14 protein-coding genes and 1 pseudogene are annotated in these 13,219 nt (G+C 61.4%); 6 read left to right on the forward strand and 9 right to left on the reverse strand.

Going from position 1 to position 13,219, the window contains the following annotated elements; all coding sequences use genetic code 11:
* Positions 1-4: 4 nt before the first annotated feature.
* Complete coding sequence (locus tag N5J73_RS05160; RefSeq protein ID WP_139338728.1) at positions 5-940, reverse strand: PAS domain-containing protein; 936 nt, start codon at positions 938-940, stop codon at positions 5-7.
* Positions 941-1,059: 119 nt separating this feature from the next.
* On the opposite strand from N5J73_RS05160, the gene N5J73_RS05165 reads away from it, so the two are divergent.
* From N5J73_RS05165 to N5J73_RS05180, 4 genes are all read left to right on the forward strand, one after another.
* Positions 1,060-1,584, forward strand: a complete 525-nt coding sequence (locus tag N5J73_RS05165) for an EAL domain-containing protein (RefSeq protein ID WP_032971133.1) — start codon at positions 1,060-1,062, stop codon at positions 1,582-1,584.
* 569 nt (positions 1,585-2,153) lie between these two features.
* Positions 2,154-2,630 carry a chemotaxis protein CheW gene (locus N5J73_RS05170; RefSeq protein WP_046272126.1) on the forward strand — a complete coding sequence of 159 codons (477 nt, stop codon included), beginning with the start codon at positions 2,154-2,156 and terminating at the stop codon, positions 2,628-2,630.
* A 117-nt stretch (positions 2,631-2,747) separates the two neighbouring features.
* On the forward strand, positions 2,748-2,981 hold the full coding sequence (locus N5J73_RS05175; protein WP_032971135.1) for a hypothetical protein: 234 nt from the start codon (positions 2,748-2,750) through the stop codon (positions 2,979-2,981).
* A gap of 39 nt (positions 2,982-3,020) precedes the next feature.
* Positions 3,021-3,299, forward strand: coding sequence for a hypothetical protein (locus tag N5J73_RS05180; RefSeq protein ID WP_125892001.1), 279 nt, complete (start codon positions 3,021-3,023; stop codon positions 3,297-3,299).
* A 212-nt stretch (positions 3,300-3,511) separates the two neighbouring features.
* Here N5J73_RS05180 and N5J73_RS05185 read toward each other — a convergent pair.
* Positions 3,512-5,741, reverse strand: a pseudogene (locus tag N5J73_RS05185) (methyl-accepting chemotaxis protein).
* A gap of 147 nt (positions 5,742-5,888) precedes the next feature.
* On the opposite strand from N5J73_RS05185, the gene N5J73_RS05190 reads away from it, so the two are divergent.
* Positions 5,889-6,098 (forward strand): hypothetical protein, encoded by a 210-nt coding sequence (locus N5J73_RS05190; RefSeq protein WP_139338727.1) that lies wholly within the window; start codon positions 5,889-5,891, stop codon positions 6,096-6,098.
* Positions 6,099-6,194: 96 nt separating this feature from the next.
* Here the strand turns inward: N5J73_RS05190 and N5J73_RS05195 are convergent, their stop codons facing one another.
* The 6 genes from N5J73_RS05195 to N5J73_RS05220 form a co-directional block, all read right to left on the reverse strand.
* Positions 6,195-6,578 carry a response regulator gene (locus N5J73_RS05195; protein WP_164078572.1) on the reverse strand — a complete coding sequence of 128 codons (384 nt, stop codon included), beginning with the start codon at positions 6,576-6,578 and terminating at the stop codon, positions 6,195-6,197.
* A gap of 183 nt (positions 6,579-6,761) precedes the next feature.
* Positions 6,762-7,235 carry a BLUF domain-containing protein gene (locus N5J73_RS05200; protein ID WP_006375647.1) on the reverse strand — a complete coding sequence of 158 codons (474 nt, stop codon included), beginning with the start codon at positions 7,233-7,235 and terminating at the stop codon, positions 6,762-6,764.
* 61 nt (positions 7,236-7,296) lie between these two features.
* Positions 7,297-7,572 carry a hypothetical protein gene (locus N5J73_RS05205; RefSeq protein WP_049396664.1) on the reverse strand — a complete coding sequence of 92 codons (276 nt, stop codon included), beginning with the start codon at positions 7,570-7,572 and terminating at the stop codon, positions 7,297-7,299.
* Positions 7,573-7,666: 94 nt separating this feature from the next.
* Positions 7,667-8,101 carry a BLUF domain-containing protein gene (locus tag N5J73_RS05210; protein ID WP_049430714.1) on the reverse strand — a complete coding sequence of 145 codons (435 nt, stop codon included), beginning with the start codon at positions 8,099-8,101 and terminating at the stop codon, positions 7,667-7,669.
* A gap of 1,219 nt (positions 8,102-9,320) precedes the next feature.
* The gene (locus N5J73_RS05215) at positions 9,321-9,839 is read right to left on the reverse strand and encodes an H-NS family nucleoid-associated regulatory protein (protein ID WP_049430718.1); all 519 of its coding nucleotides are present in this window, start codon (positions 9,837-9,839) and stop codon (positions 9,321-9,323) included.
* 420 nt (positions 9,840-10,259) lie between these two features.
* The gene (locus tag N5J73_RS05220) at positions 10,260-10,952 is read right to left on the reverse strand and encodes a hypothetical protein (protein ID WP_162292713.1); all 693 of its coding nucleotides are present in this window, start codon (positions 10,950-10,952) and stop codon (positions 10,260-10,262) included.
* Positions 10,953-11,234: 282 nt separating this feature from the next.
* On the opposite strand from N5J73_RS05220, the gene N5J73_RS05225 reads away from it, so the two are divergent.
* Positions 11,235-11,609, forward strand: a complete 375-nt coding sequence (locus N5J73_RS05225) for an HNH endonuclease (protein ID WP_100459712.1) — start codon at positions 11,235-11,237, stop codon at positions 11,607-11,609.
* 276 nt (positions 11,610-11,885) lie between these two features.
* On the opposite strand, the gene N5J73_RS05230 is transcribed toward N5J73_RS05225, so the two are convergent.
* Positions 11,886-12,500: a relaxase domain-containing protein gene (locus N5J73_RS05230; RefSeq protein ID WP_071227530.1), complete on the reverse strand. Its 615-nt coding sequence runs from the start codon at positions 12,498-12,500 to the stop codon at positions 11,886-11,888.
* Between the last annotated feature and the right edge of the window lie 719 nt (positions 12,501-13,219).

A 13,219-nucleotide genomic window follows, 5' to 3' on the forward strand; every position in this document is an offset into this window, starting at 1 on the left:
TGCCCTACCCGATCGGCTTGGTCGTGAAGAAGGGCTCGAACACCTTTTCAACAACGCTCGCGTCCATGCCGGTTCCCGTGTCTCGGACCGACAAGCGAACATAGGGTCCAGGCGTCAGCACCAAACGCTCCGCCAGTCCGCCATCGACGTGTGAGAGCTCGGCCTCAATCGAGATGCGCCCTCCATCCGGCGTCGCATCGCGCTCGTTGATGCAAAGGTTGAGAAGGGCGTTTTCCAGCTGCGGAGCATCCACCCGCACGACGTCCTCCACTTGATCCGACCGCGTCTCGATCTCAATGGAGGGCCCGATGGAGCGGGCCAGGATGTGGAGCGTCCTGTTCACCATGGCCGACACGTGGATGGCCGACGGTGCCAACGTCTGCCGGCGAAAGAACGCCAACAGTCGTTGGGTTAACGCTGCAGCTCGGTCGGCCCCCGTTCGAGCCATCTCCACGTAGCGACCCAGGTCCTCCAAACGGCCTTGGCCAACGCGCATCTCCAACAGCTCCAAGCCCATGGAGACCCCGGTGAGCATGTTGTTGAAGTCGTGGGCAATGCCGCTGGCCAGTTGGCCGGGGGACTCCATCTTCTGGCCCTGTCTCAGCCGTTCCTCCATCGCCATCAGTTCGTCAGTGCCGGCCTGCACCCGCTCTTCAAGCGTTGCGGTCAACTGCTGCAAACGCTCTTGAGCCACGCGGCGATCGGTGATGCCGGAGGCTGCACCGAACCACTCGCTCACGTTGCCTTCGCTGTCCATCAACGGGACTGCCCGCAACTGTATCCAGCGGACGGAGCCGTCTGGCAACAAGGCGCGGTGTTCTACCTCCAACGGCGACGCCAACTCCGCGGCATGAGCAATGGCCAATTCCACCGCGGGCCTGTCCTCGGGGTGGATCAGCTGTTGACGCCAGTTGCCCCCAGTGGCCTTGAGCTCGGCCATGTCCCCTTGGCGATAAATCTGCTCCTGCTGCCAATCGGGGGAGATTGAGTAACGCGACTGGGTGGCCGCGGCCACAAGTGCCCCCAGGGGCCGCTCGCTTGCGCCTAGGATTGGCACAATTGGCGCAATGGAAGCGTGCTGGCCTTGCGTTGAGCCTTTCCATCAACCTCTCCGCTCGGAATGTCGCGCGGCAAGGAATGGCCGATGAACTCGTGGCCAAAATCCACGCGCAGGGGTTGGATTGCCAGGACGTGGAGGTCGAGATCACCGAGGGAGAATGGCTGCGGGTCAACTCGCTGCCGGGCGAGCAACTCAAGCGGATGGCCTCGTCAGGCATTCGGCTCGGGGTGGATGACTTCGGCAGCGGCTACAGCAATTTCGGGTACCTGACCGAGTTGCCCATTCACACGCTCAAGCTCGACAAGTCGCTGATAGACGATATTTCCGAAGACCAACGCGCATTGCTCAAGGTCCAAGCGATCGTCGGTCTGGCCCATGATCTGGGCTACTCGACCGTCGCTGAAGGAGCCGAGACGAACGGTCAGGTCGCCAAGCTCCAAGGCCTTGGGTGTGACGAAATTCAAGGTTTCGCGCTTTCCAGACCCATCAGCGCCATTGAGTTGGCCGAGCTCCTTGCGCCCTGACCCGAGGGAGTTTGATACTCGGTCTTCCAGCCGACGAACCGTCCCGGATGGAAGCACGCGGAAGGATCCTGCAGCGTGCGTATCGCTTTCAGGAAGTCTGCGAGATCGCTGAGGCCGCTGACTGCCTCTGGCCTATTTCAGGACCCTACCCGTGGCTAATACCGGCTTTTATTTTGCTTCGCTTTGTCAATGGAGAACTGACCTCCGACGGCGCTCTGGCGCGTCTGCATGCTGTTGAGGCCACTTGTAGCAGCTGTGGTCTCACCTCGCTGCTAGCACCGGGCGAGGGCCTGACGGACTTGGAAGGCGCCGGTGTGATGGTGTGCCCACACTGCCAGAACCACCAAGCGGTGAGCCGGATGAGGTTGGAAGAGTTCATGAAGCGAATGGCCGGCACGAACGCTACAGCCACCGCTAACCCATCGTCTTCGGACGACGGGCAGGTCTTGTCAGAGTGAGGCCCTTGGCCTGCCAATCTGAACGCCTCGGATTTCTTAGGGCATGAATTGCCACGGTGGACACATTAAGGGCATGATGCGATCGCCCTTTGGTCTTTGCCCACAGAAACCATGACCGTTCCCCTGCCTTATGATCCATTTCTGCAGGCCTCATCAGAGCCATTGCTGGAGCTGGTGATTGTGCGTGTGGGCTGCGATTTGTTCGGTGTGGATGTCGAGTCGGCCGTGGAAATACGCGGACCAGAGACGCTGACCCGAACCCGGGACCGCCAGTTTGTAGTCTCGATCAGAGGGCAAGACGTCCCTGTGGTTGATCTGGGCTTGATCACCGGAGGCGATGCAGTCGGGACGGGTTGTCCAGCAATGCTGTTGGTTCAATCCGCGGTTCAGCTGTTCGCCCTTGCAGTGGACGAAGTCTTGGTCATCGAGAGCCTGTCTGCCTGGCGTGCCGAGCCTGCCGCTCACAGCGACCGATTCGCTGAGCTCTGCCCGCAGGGCGTGCAGCTGGGAAACGGCAAACGCGTCGCCGTCATTGACCCTGGTCGTGCCCTATCCATTCAGCAACGGCTGGAGATCGATTCAGGTTGATTGCCCAATGCTGCACGGTGCTGCCGCTTTCAGTTGCAACCGATTCGCGCGCGTTCCAAGTTCCACGCTTTGCGGTAATCTCTGGCTGACACCGCGATTCCGTGCATGAGGCGCTCGATGGAGAAATTCGACGGAGCAACGTGGTTCCCACTGGACAGGTTTGAAGTCGGCATTGACGCCGAAACAGCAGTGGTTGCACTCGGGCTTTACCAAGTTCGCAACGCGGCCGGTGACTCGACCATGTGCGGCTCGACGATGACTCCGACGCAAGCGGAGCGAACTGGCAATGCCCTTTTGATCGCCGCCAACCGTGCTCGCCTGACGATCCCGGGCTCAAGCAGCAGCCACTGATCCTCTTCTGTGTTGATGTGCCTGCTCGCGGAGGGCTTGGTGAACGACGAGGTCAGGGACGCATTTTTGCGTCTTCAAGAAGCAATGAATCGCATGCATATACGTGTTGCGGCGCTGGAAGCGGCCACAGTGCTCCTGCTTCGCACGAACGCCGGCAACGCCAACGTCGCAGACGAGTTTGAGCGCAGCATTCGGCACTACCTCCAAGGGATGGACCAGCACCGGGACCATGTCTTCGCGTTCGAGGAGATCGTCGAGCCATGGCTGGGCATCCTGAGGGAACCATTGGCTGGCATTCCCCCGTCTCCGAGCCGCTGAACTGCCAAAGCGGAGCGGCCATCGGGCGGCCGTAACCTCGGCCAATGCCATTGCCGCCTCGCCGCCTCACGGCGCAAGGCGCCGAGCTTTCGGCGCGCTTGCGGGTCTGAGGCCGCCATCCAGGCGGCCTCACCCACGGTGACTTCAGCGGCAACTTCGGTCAACCATGCCCTGCGAGCGACCATGCGTTCGCACTGGCCTTGGAAGGGCGGTTAGAACTCCTGCCAGTGCGCTGCGTCCGCAGATACCTGCCGTGCGGGACGAGCTGGCAATGCCTTCGGCGGGGTTGGCTTGCCCGCGTAGGCGGTTTGAGAAAGGCGGGAGCCGTCCACAGCACCTGGCTTGGTCAAGCTTGCACTGGCCGTGGCTGGCGTCTTTCCCTGCGCGCGTTCATTCACCTTGAAGACCGCGACGGCGGTTGCCAGCTGTACCGACTGGTCTTCCATGGATCGGGCAGCGGCGGTCGCTTCTTCCACCAACGCGGCGTTCTGCTGGGTCGTTTCGTCCATCTGAGAAACAGCCTGGTTCACTTGCTCGATGCCCGACGCCTGCTCCTGAGAGGCGGCAGATATCTCACCAATGACGTTGGACACGCGCTCAACCGAGCTGACAATCTCAGACATCGTCTGGCCAGCCTGGTCAACCAGCGCCGATCCTTGAGCGACCTTGGCCACAGAGTCCTCGATTAGCCCCTTGATCTCCTTGGCTGCAGAGGCAGAGCACTGTGCCAACGTGCGCACCTCGGAGGCCACCACGGCGAACCCTCGACCCTGGTCCCCGGCTCGAGCCGCCTCCACGGCCGCATTGAGTGCGAGGATGTTGGTCTGGAAAGCAATGCCATCGATCACGGAGATGATGTCCCCGATGCGGCGCGACGAGGCTTCGATACCCCCCATCGTCTCCACTACTTTCCCGACCACTCCACCGCCCTGCCCGGCCACGCGCGAGGCCCCACTCTGGCCAACTCGCTGGCCTGGCGTGCATGCTCGGCGTTTTGGCGCACGGTGGAGGTAAGCTCCTCCATGGACGCCGCCGTCTCTTCCAAGTTGGCCGCTTGTTGTTCGGTGCGTCGCGACAAGTCGCCATTGCCCGCGGCAATTTCCGTCGACGCGGTATTGATTGCCGTGGATGCCTGCTGGATGCGGGAGACGATATCGGTCAGCTGAGCCACGGTCGCGTTAGCGTCTTCGCTCATCGTCGCAAAGACGCCGCGGAAGTCGCCTTCCATGCGGTGGGTCAAGTCGCCAGAGGCAATGGCCTGAAGCAAGGTGGAGACGGCGCTGAGGCTGTGGTCAGCTGTCTCCATCAGACGGTTGAGGTCCGAAACCATCAATTCAAAGTCGTGCTGGAACGCAGACGTGTTACCGCGGGCGGAGAAGTCGCCGTCGGCAGCCGACACTGCCAACCGCTTGATCTCCGTGTTGATCGCCAGCAGACTTGCTTTGGCAGCGTCCATCGATTCGTGGAGCACGCCCGGGAGCCGGGCAGGCGTCGCGCGTCACGCCGCAGGTCACCGGCCGCATACTCGTTGAGCACTTGGATGGCATCCAGGATGGCCTCAAGGTGCTCGAACACCATTGTGTTCATGCCCTTGGCCAGCTCGCCGTAGACACCGGGCAGGTCCTCCGGAATCCGGTGCGAGATGTCTTCGGCCTCGTGAAGCTTGACCATGACCTTGGTGTCGTTCGAAAAACGCTCCAAGGTGGCAACCATTTGACGGAGGCAGAGCAGCATCTGGCGCGCCTCATCGCGGCTCTGGTAGTCGGTTCGCACGTTGAGGTCGCCATTGGCCACGCTGCGGATAGCGGGCAACGCCTCACCAATGGGCCGGGTGACCGAACGGCTGATCGCCCACCCCAGCACGCTTGCGACCAAGTACAGCACCGCCAAGACCAAGCCTGTGATCGACATCAGGTTGTTGAGGCTTGCTGCGTTGGTTGCGAGTTCAGCCTTCATGCCGCGAAGGTTGTATTCGCTGACTTTCTCCATGGCGTCGAACAGCGCCACGCGCTTTGCCCTGGATTCTGTCACCGAGATCGTCTGCGCGGCCTCGGCATCGCCAGCGAGGAGCGCAGCGTGAAGCTGATCGTGGATGACAAAGTAATCGCTCAACGCAGCGCTGACCGGCTTGAACAACGCGGCATCTTCGCCATCGGCGAAGGACCGCAGGTATTGCTTCACCAGCTCGTTGATCTTGGCCTTGCCCGCCACGATCCGCTGTTCGTATTGCTTGACGGCCTCAGCGGAAGTGGCTTCGCTGACCTGGGAGGTTTCGTAGATGCGGAGATCGCCGAACTGCGCACGCATCTCTCCGATGGCATAGCTGCCAGGCGCCCAGACGGACTCAATCCTGGACAACTCCTGCTTCGAATGTGACGCGCGGACAATAGTGAAGATGCCCAACGCCAAGGTCATGCTGGTCGTTATGGCGAATGCCAGCATCAGTTTTTTGGAGATGCTTCCGACGTGGCTTCTTCGGCGCACAGGAAGAACACGGCGTCGCCGTGGCTTGAAGCACTCAACGCGCTATGAATGGAGATAAGCGCGGCGAAAGGAGACCTGACGAAGGCCTCCTGGTAACTGTGGCCTTTGATCTCGCTCGCCGTGGCCAACAGCGCGCTTGGCCTGCTCCGCTCGATCAGAAAGCGGCCGATTGCTGGAGTCGGGAAATCCAATGGCGAACGACGTATTCAGGAGCCAGTTCTTGAACGCTGTCTGCAGGACAACGATCTGGTCGCCGTCTTGAAAGTGACGGTGCTGAACGACAGTGCTTCTGATGATGCAAGTAGCGCGCATTGATGGGCAGCAGCGACGTTCGCTTCCAGCGTATCCACTGTAAAGAGGAAGGCTTGCGGTCCAATGCACTCCAAAGGGCGGATGCATGTTGCCAGTCAGCTAGCGCACGTGCGCGCCTGCCGGTTCGCCTCTGCAATCTTTGCCAAGCGCCTCGATCCAGGAAGCGATCTGTTTGACGCCGTAGGGCTTGGACAAAACACCCCGATCCCGGTGCCGGCTGATCACATCGTTCGGATGAAGCGTGGAGGTAAAGAAGAAAGCGATGCCATCGCGCCGAAGTTCGTCTGCCAACTTGTATGCACTGCGCCGGGCGTCAGGGCTGGCGGGCACATCCAGAATGACGACGTCGACGTGCCCCGCTTGCGCTGCGCGCAAGGCTCCTGAGCTGCATTCCAAGCATTCGACGTCATAGCCGAGCTCTCTTAGTTCGACTCCAACCACCTCACAGATGGAGGTTTCAATGTCCACGAAGAGAACGTTCATGTGGATTGCCGTTCCACAAGGTCGGGTCAAATTTTCCACACGGTCAGCAGCTGGTTCAAGCTAGTTGGGACGACTTCTGCTTTCGGCAGACGGAATCTGCTCAGCTTTGCCAACGCTTCATCGGGAGCGCGAGAGGAGCTCCCAGCATCCTTCCGCCGGGTGACAGACCAGTCGCCACGATGTTCATTTCGCCTCCCCTTCGCTGAGTGGTTTCGAGAGGGGCCCCACGTAGACTGAGGCAGACGGCCCTCCCGTGAAGCGCACAAGGAGATCCATCGCCGTTGCATTCATTGCGTCCGCATCGCCCCGCTGAGAGAAGCTGGCCCAGTCTGCCATCGCGATGCTCTGCAGCTGGCCCTCCTTGGCCAAAAACAGCCGCATAGGCCACCGCGGCAGCCGACGTTGCGAGACACGCCCGCGTGCCAACTCGATGAAGTTCAGGTGGCTGCGCGCTTCGGATGCCCTGGCGTAGGCAACGCGAAGGCCATCCGGTGGACCCTCCAGGTAGGACAGGAACCGGGCCCCGTCGTACAAGGTCACCCCGGTCACGCCGGCCTGTCTGTTGAACCGCTCCGCGTCGGCTATCAACTCAACCAGCCGCCCAAGGCTAAGGTAGGGGCTGGCCTCACTCACAAAAACCACCGCACGGTTTGGCATGACATGCTCCAATGACTGCTTCAGACCAAAAAAACTGCCGGGTCGTGGAGAGCGACACGCGCTACTCGGCACCCTTCGATTTTGCCTTCCAAGCGCCGGTTTCCAAGTCCTTCCGCAGCACCCAATCCTTAGCGGGAATCTTTGCACCACGGGCGGTCAGGTAGCTCGGCATGGAAAGAATGATCTCACCGTCTTGAACCAGACAATTGGTCGAAAGGACCACGCCATCGCTGAGCTCGACCAAGCACGTGGTTCCCTCGCCCGATTCGGCCTGCTCTCCGTTCAGGGTCGCTGCGGCCCCAGGGTAGATGTGGCTGTGAGTGAATTCCAACCGCATGGCAGGCCCCTATCGACTGTGCCAAATTGCCAACGCCCGTGCTTCCGCTTGTCCGATCTCAACCGCGGGACCTACAGGCAAGTCCGCTACCCCGTCATCGCGGGATGTCATTCATCCGACTGTTGACCAATTCGGCAAGCCGTTCCATTCCCGTTTCAGGCACGAACTTCCCACCGAAGCGCTGGGAGAAGTTAACCCAGTCCGACCTCATCAACCCTTTCATCTCGGCCTCCGACACTGGCAGGAAGAGCAACGCATGCGCAGGGAACCGCAACTGCTGGATGGAGCCCCGCGCCAGCTCAACGATTTCGGTATGCAGGGTGAAGGACTGGGTGTAAACGGAGCTCGCAGCCACCGCACTCGCTGTGCCTTCCAAATACGTTAAAAACCTGCTGCCGTCGAAGCATACAACTGCACGCGAGCCGCACTTGGCATTGAACTCTCGGCCTGCACGCATGACTTCGGGCAAGCGCTCCTCACCAATCTCTTCCACAGCCGCGCTTACGAACACCACCGCACACTTAGACATTACGGGCTACCTTTCACTCGGCACCAGTGCAAGCCGGCCAACGTGGATCAGCTGTGTACAAAACGCAGGCCAGCTTGAATTTCAGTTTTCAGTTGCGCTATTCCTGAACCTTTAAGAGTGCTCCATGGCTAGCCCCGTCCCCGACTCAAGTTGGCTGCAAGAGCGATGACCTCGCTAGGGATCACGGCCCCGAGGTGCGCGAGAACCGCGGCTTTCGTCCCTCTTGTGGCTCCGTGGGCGGCGCGAACTGCGAGCTACGAACGATGGACAGGATCAGTATCCGACAGCGGCAGCGGTGAGAGCAACGCCTGCGCGCCGCCCGTCATTTCGGCCGTCCGGGTAGATGGGCTCACCGCACCACAAACGGCCGATCTGTAAGCGAAACAAACCGAGCGGGTTGTGTAGGGCTTAAATCCTTTGGCGGCCCGCCAGGCTCAGCCGAAGCGATCATTGCTCCGCCGATTCAGGCCCCCGGTGCACGCGAGACAGACGCCAGCGACCGTGCGACTTGAAATAGCCGGTGTCGCCCGTAAACGAATAGCGGACTCCGGCCCAAATCGATGTCGCTACGGAGCTGTGCCAATCGCGAGCCTTCCGGTAGGCGTAGTGAAACGAACGCATCATCTCGCTCTCCTACGGCGCAACCATTTCCGGCAGGACGGCGGCTTGAAGAGCGCGATCACAAGCTGGAGCAGCGCCAGACCAGTTGCGCAGGCCAAGATAACCATAGCAAGACGCAAAAGTAGTTCCATGATGGGATCCTACAGGCCCGCGGGTGGCAGCAAGTCAAGGCGCCCGGGCCATTGGCGCTCAGCAATCTCCTGTTCGCTTGGAGTGAAGATCGCCATAACCGCGTGACAGTGGCGTGAAAGTCGTGTGGCGATCGCAAGTAGCTGGCGCATAGCGAGCTGCCGTCCGGACGCAGGTTGGCCCCCGTGTGCGCAGCCATGACCGCAGCCCCCAACAGGTGCACCTGGGTGCGCCCGTTGTCCTGCCACCCTTTGGGCAGCGATTCAATGGCCACCAAGGCTTCTTGCCCTGACAGGCATTGGATGCAGGTCAGGTAGGGCCATTAGGCACACTTCCTCGCGCAAGCGCCTGCCTGCGGGCTTCTCGTCCAATCGCCCCTCGGCACTGTCCAGCAGCACGTGGGCGGCCGCGATGGCGTTGCCTTGCGGCGAGAGCCGGCTCTTCTTCTTGGGGAATAGGCCGCGCATGATCAGGCCTTCTTGCTGGCCTTCTTGGCGACGGCATTCTTCGCAAGTTTCTTGACGGCCTTCTGGGCGGCCTTCTTCACCGGCTTGCCCGCCTTCTTGGCCACCCTGGCGGGAGCTTTCTTCACCGTCCCATCAGCCGACGGGAACTTCGCTCCGGGGTTGGCCTGAGCCCACGCCTTGCCCTCGGTGGACTTGGCCCACGCGGTGAAGACCTTGGGGGCCAAACCCCGACCGGCCCACGTCTCACCGGTTGGGAGGCGATACTTCGGCGCCACCTTGCCAAGCTTGCGGCCCTTTCGGGGTCCCGGGGCAGCCTTGGCGGCACGCGCCGGCTTGGCGTCGATCGTTTCCCCGATGAGCTTGGCCACCTGCCGCCGCTGGGCCGGACTGAGGACCTTCGCATACTTCTGCAGGACCGCCAGGGCTTTGGGCACCTCGCCGTCGCGCTTTTCGACCAGCTTCTTCTGGGCTTCGAGCTGTTTGATTTCGGCGTTGAGGGATTTCAGGGTGGTCAGGGCCAAAGGAGCGCTCCGTTCGGGAATCCAACGGTTATAGCCCATCGCCCATCGCATGGCCACCCGACCGGGCGCCGGGCCAGCCCTTCTCTGCAAATGAAAACGCTGTGAGAGTTGCACCTCTCACAGCGTTGAAGCTTCCGTTGGCTGCTACATGAGTTGCCTCTCTTGCAGCAAAGACACTTCGGGATCAAGAAAACGATCCGAGAAATCAAGCTCCTTCACGGTTTACTCACAAACCCATGAAGGTTTAATCCACCAGGCCGGCTTTGCCGGCCTTCCTTGTGCAGCACCACCCCATTCATGGACAAGCGCTACAGTTTCAGGAAACCACGTTTTCGGGGCCTGTAAAGGGGCACCCCACTTCTCCACTAAAAAACTGCGACGAATTCCCGCAAATTTTTTGCGCGCTGAAACACCCCTGCCCTACGCCTTCCCGCCACCGTCAAAGGTCGGTGGGGCAGGCGCCGTCTCACCCAACACCTGAGCCAGGCCCATGTCGCGCAGCATGGTGACGATCTCGAGTTGCTTCTCCGCAACCCATTGCGGCCGGGTAGCCACTTCTTCCTCTGGCACCCGCTTTCCGGCGAGTTCCACGGTTTCGAGAGAAGCATGGAGCGCCATGGACGCGCTGAATCCCAGCAGGTCCACCACCTCGTCAGGGGACGTGTCGATGACGCCGGAACGACGGATCAGGGACTGGTAGCCATGGTGGACGTAGCCGTGCATCGTCTTTTGAGACTGCTCCCAGGTATCCAACAAATCCGTGTAACGCTTTTCACCGGAACGCTGGACCACCCTGCGGATCATATTCTCTGGGGTTGCAGTGTCATGGCCCTTCTGGAACCGCGCCAGCTCTTGGTCATCGGCCCATTGCAGCCACAGCCCGCGCACGAACGCCTCAAAGGCAGGCCGCATCAATGCCGTCGCAGAGCCCAACAACTCATGTTTGACCAGGAGCATGGCTGACGATTGGTGCTCGTGCACCACCGCGAAAGCCACGACCGCCATGTGGTCTGGCTCCGGCCCATGCAGGACCAATCCATAGAGTTGCTCCTCGTTCCAACGCCGCACGTGGTCGGCCCACTCCAGTGCCCGCTGCACGCGCGGCTCTTTCACCCAAACGGGCCATGCGTCCGGTGCTGCTCCGCCCTCAGGCATCGGTCTCCTCCCCGCTGGCCGGAACCGGACACAACGTTACCGAGGCGTCGAGCAGATCATTGGTTTGGTCAAAGGTGGTCATGGCCCATCTTGACACCCACCGCCCTGGGGCGCGATAACTCCCTTGCCGCGAGGGGAAATGCCCCCGGCGTATTGCCTGCTTAGCTCAAGGCAACAGGTTCCCGATTCGATCGCACAAGCGACGACGGGATGGTTTTTCCTGTCTTTTGAGATCTAAGCATGCCCAAACTCCAACGCTTGAGAACCGACGCTTTCCACGCCCAGAAGGGCCGCTGCTGCTATTGCAGCCTGCCGATGTGGAATGCCTCACCCGATGAACTAAAGCCGTTCGGCCTGCGCGCCAAAACGGCCGCGCCGCTTCGTTGCACCGCCGAGCACCTGGTCGCCCAGCAAGAGGGCGGCAAGGACGTGGCCGGCAACATCGCTGCCGCCTGCTGGCTCTGCAACACACGCCGGCACAAACGCAAATCGCCGCCCTCCCCCGAGGCCTACCATGCCTTCGTGCAGAAGCGCCTGGCGAAGGGGAAGTGGCACCCGCCGGTGGTGGCCAGACTACGTGTCAAAGCACTTGGAACGCCACCACCCGACGGATGAGTTCCGCCACGCTCACGTGCTGCCGCTGCGCCTCGCGGCGGACGCGGTCGGCCAGGTCTCGGGAAGCCCGGATAGGCGACAAGCGGTCGTCCCTGGGGCCGGCGACGGAAGAGCGCAGCAGCTGGGGGCGCGCGAGGTAGGCGGTGAGCCATTGGCGCACGGCTTCGCTCTCGCTCCCCCCGGCTGCTCTAGCGCGTGCGGCCAATGCCTGGCGCAAGGTTGAAGAAAGGGACACTTTCGGCAGCACGGCCGTCAAGGGAGGCTTGGGCGTCAGCGTCACAGCCTCTGCCTCGGTCGGCCCACAGGGGCTGGGCGGAAGAAGCGCTCCAATCGTTTGGTCTCCAGCAACGCTTCCATGAAGGCACCCATGGCGTGGGTGTAAGCGTCCTCGCTGGCCGCCAACCGCAAGCTCAGCGCAAGCCGTTCCCACTTTCCGTTCGGTGCGCATGCGATGGCGAACAACCAGTGGTGCGTCCAGTCATCCTCCAACCGATCGGATGCAACGAAGAGCACCCGGTGATCACGCTGGAACGGCAGGGACGACAGCGCATGGTCAACGGCGTGGCGGTGGGCAGCCTGTAGCCGTGCCCTCTCCTCGCCGTCGGCGTCCAGTAACGCCGCGAACCCTTTGGGCAGGCGCAACGAGACTCGGTAGCCCGCCGCACAGGTGTGGTGGTCTTCGCCTTCCCACAACCGCTGTTGCCCATCGAGCTCCTGGCCCATAGCAAAGCGCCGCATGGCGTCCTCGGTCACCGGCCCACCGGGCTTCAACTGGGTCAACCACGCACCACCCCAGCGCAACGCGGCCAAGGGCGCGTCCAGCAGTTCTGCGAAGGAAAACCCATCGGCGAACACGTCCTCCCGGCAGATGCATGTGAGTTGCAGGTTCATGGGATCAGCCTCATAGCTGCAGCTTGCTCGTCCGAACGGGCTCATCAGTGCCAGGGAGGGATACTTTCAAATGTGCGGCGGCCCGCTTCGCTTTCCATTCGTCGATGCCATTTCTGATCTCTGGCGACCCAGTGCTTGCCAAGGCATCCGGGTCTGCCCCAGCTTCGAGCAACACAGTGAGCAATGGAACATGTCTGTAGAGATCAGCCGAGTAGAGAGCCACCCACCCATCGTGCCGTTGAGAATTCGGATCAGCCCCCGCTGCACACAGCACGCGGCAGGCCTCGACCCATCCACGCCTCGCAGCCATGAGCAGCGGAGTCTCCTGATCTTCCTTGCGCCGAGCGTTCACGTCGGCGCCTTCTGCGATCAAATGCCTCAAGGCACCCAGAGCAGGTTCGCGTTCCCAGCTTTCAAGCAACCTAATGATCGGCGGCGTCCGCAAGTCGTCCCGCCATCGCCGGACCTTGCCCACAACCCAATTTCGAGGAAACCAGATAGGGGCCGTTAGGGTGTAGAGGAGGACGTCCTTTCGAGAAAGAAGCCCGCTTCCTTCGAATCCCATACCCATCTCCCATGGAATACGTTTGTATTCCTTCTCCCCCATGCAAACAGAGAGCGGCGCGGTGTCCAGTGCTTCGGGACGGCTAAACTCAGAATCTGCGGCCTCTGGCCGACAGATTCAAAAGCCCACGTCCTCCACCGACCTTGAAGGCGCC

The organism is Stenotrophomonas sp. GD03654 (genome assembly GCF_029845105.1).
Taxonomy (GTDB): Bacteria; Pseudomonadota; Gammaproteobacteria; order Xanthomonadales; family Xanthomonadaceae; genus Stenotrophomonas; species Stenotrophomonas africana.

What these genes read in the sequence shown, in the direction of transcription:
- N5J73_RS05210 (WP_049430714.1), bottom strand. Translation starts at nt 8,101, where the DNA reads ATGTCTAAGTGTGCGGTGGTGTTCGTAAGCGCGGCTGTGGAAGAGATT.
- N5J73_RS05200 (WP_006375647.1), bottom strand. Translation starts at nt 7,235, where the DNA reads ATGCCAAACCGTGCGGTGGTTTTTGTGAGTGAGGCCAGCCCCTACCTT.
- N5J73_RS05230 (WP_071227530.1), bottom strand. Translation starts at nt 12,500, where the DNA reads ATGAACCTGCAACTCACATGCATCTGCCGGGAGGACGTGTTCGCCGAT.
- N5J73_RS05175 (WP_032971135.1), top strand. Translation starts at nt 2,748, where the DNA reads ATGGAGAAATTCGACGGAGCAACGTGGTTCCCACTGGACAGGTTTGAA.
- N5J73_RS05160 (WP_139338728.1), bottom strand. Translation starts at nt 940, where the DNA reads ATGGCCGAGCTCAAGGCCACTGGGGGCAACTGGCGTCAACAGCTGATC.
- N5J73_RS05205 (WP_049396664.1), bottom strand. Translation starts at nt 7,572, where the DNA reads ATGCGGTTGGAATTCACTCACAGCCACATCTACCCTGGGGCCGCAGCG.
- N5J73_RS05195 (WP_164078572.1), bottom strand. Translation starts at nt 6,578, where the DNA reads ATGAACGTTCTCTTCGTGGACATTGAAACCTCCATCTGTGAGGTGGTT.
- N5J73_RS05170 (WP_046272126.1), top strand. Translation starts at nt 2,154, where the DNA reads ATGACCGTTCCCCTGCCTTATGATCCATTTCTGCAGGCCTCATCAGAG.
- N5J73_RS05225 (WP_100459712.1), top strand. Translation starts at nt 11,235, where the DNA reads ATGCCCAAACTCCAACGCTTGAGAACCGACGCTTTCCACGCCCAGAAG.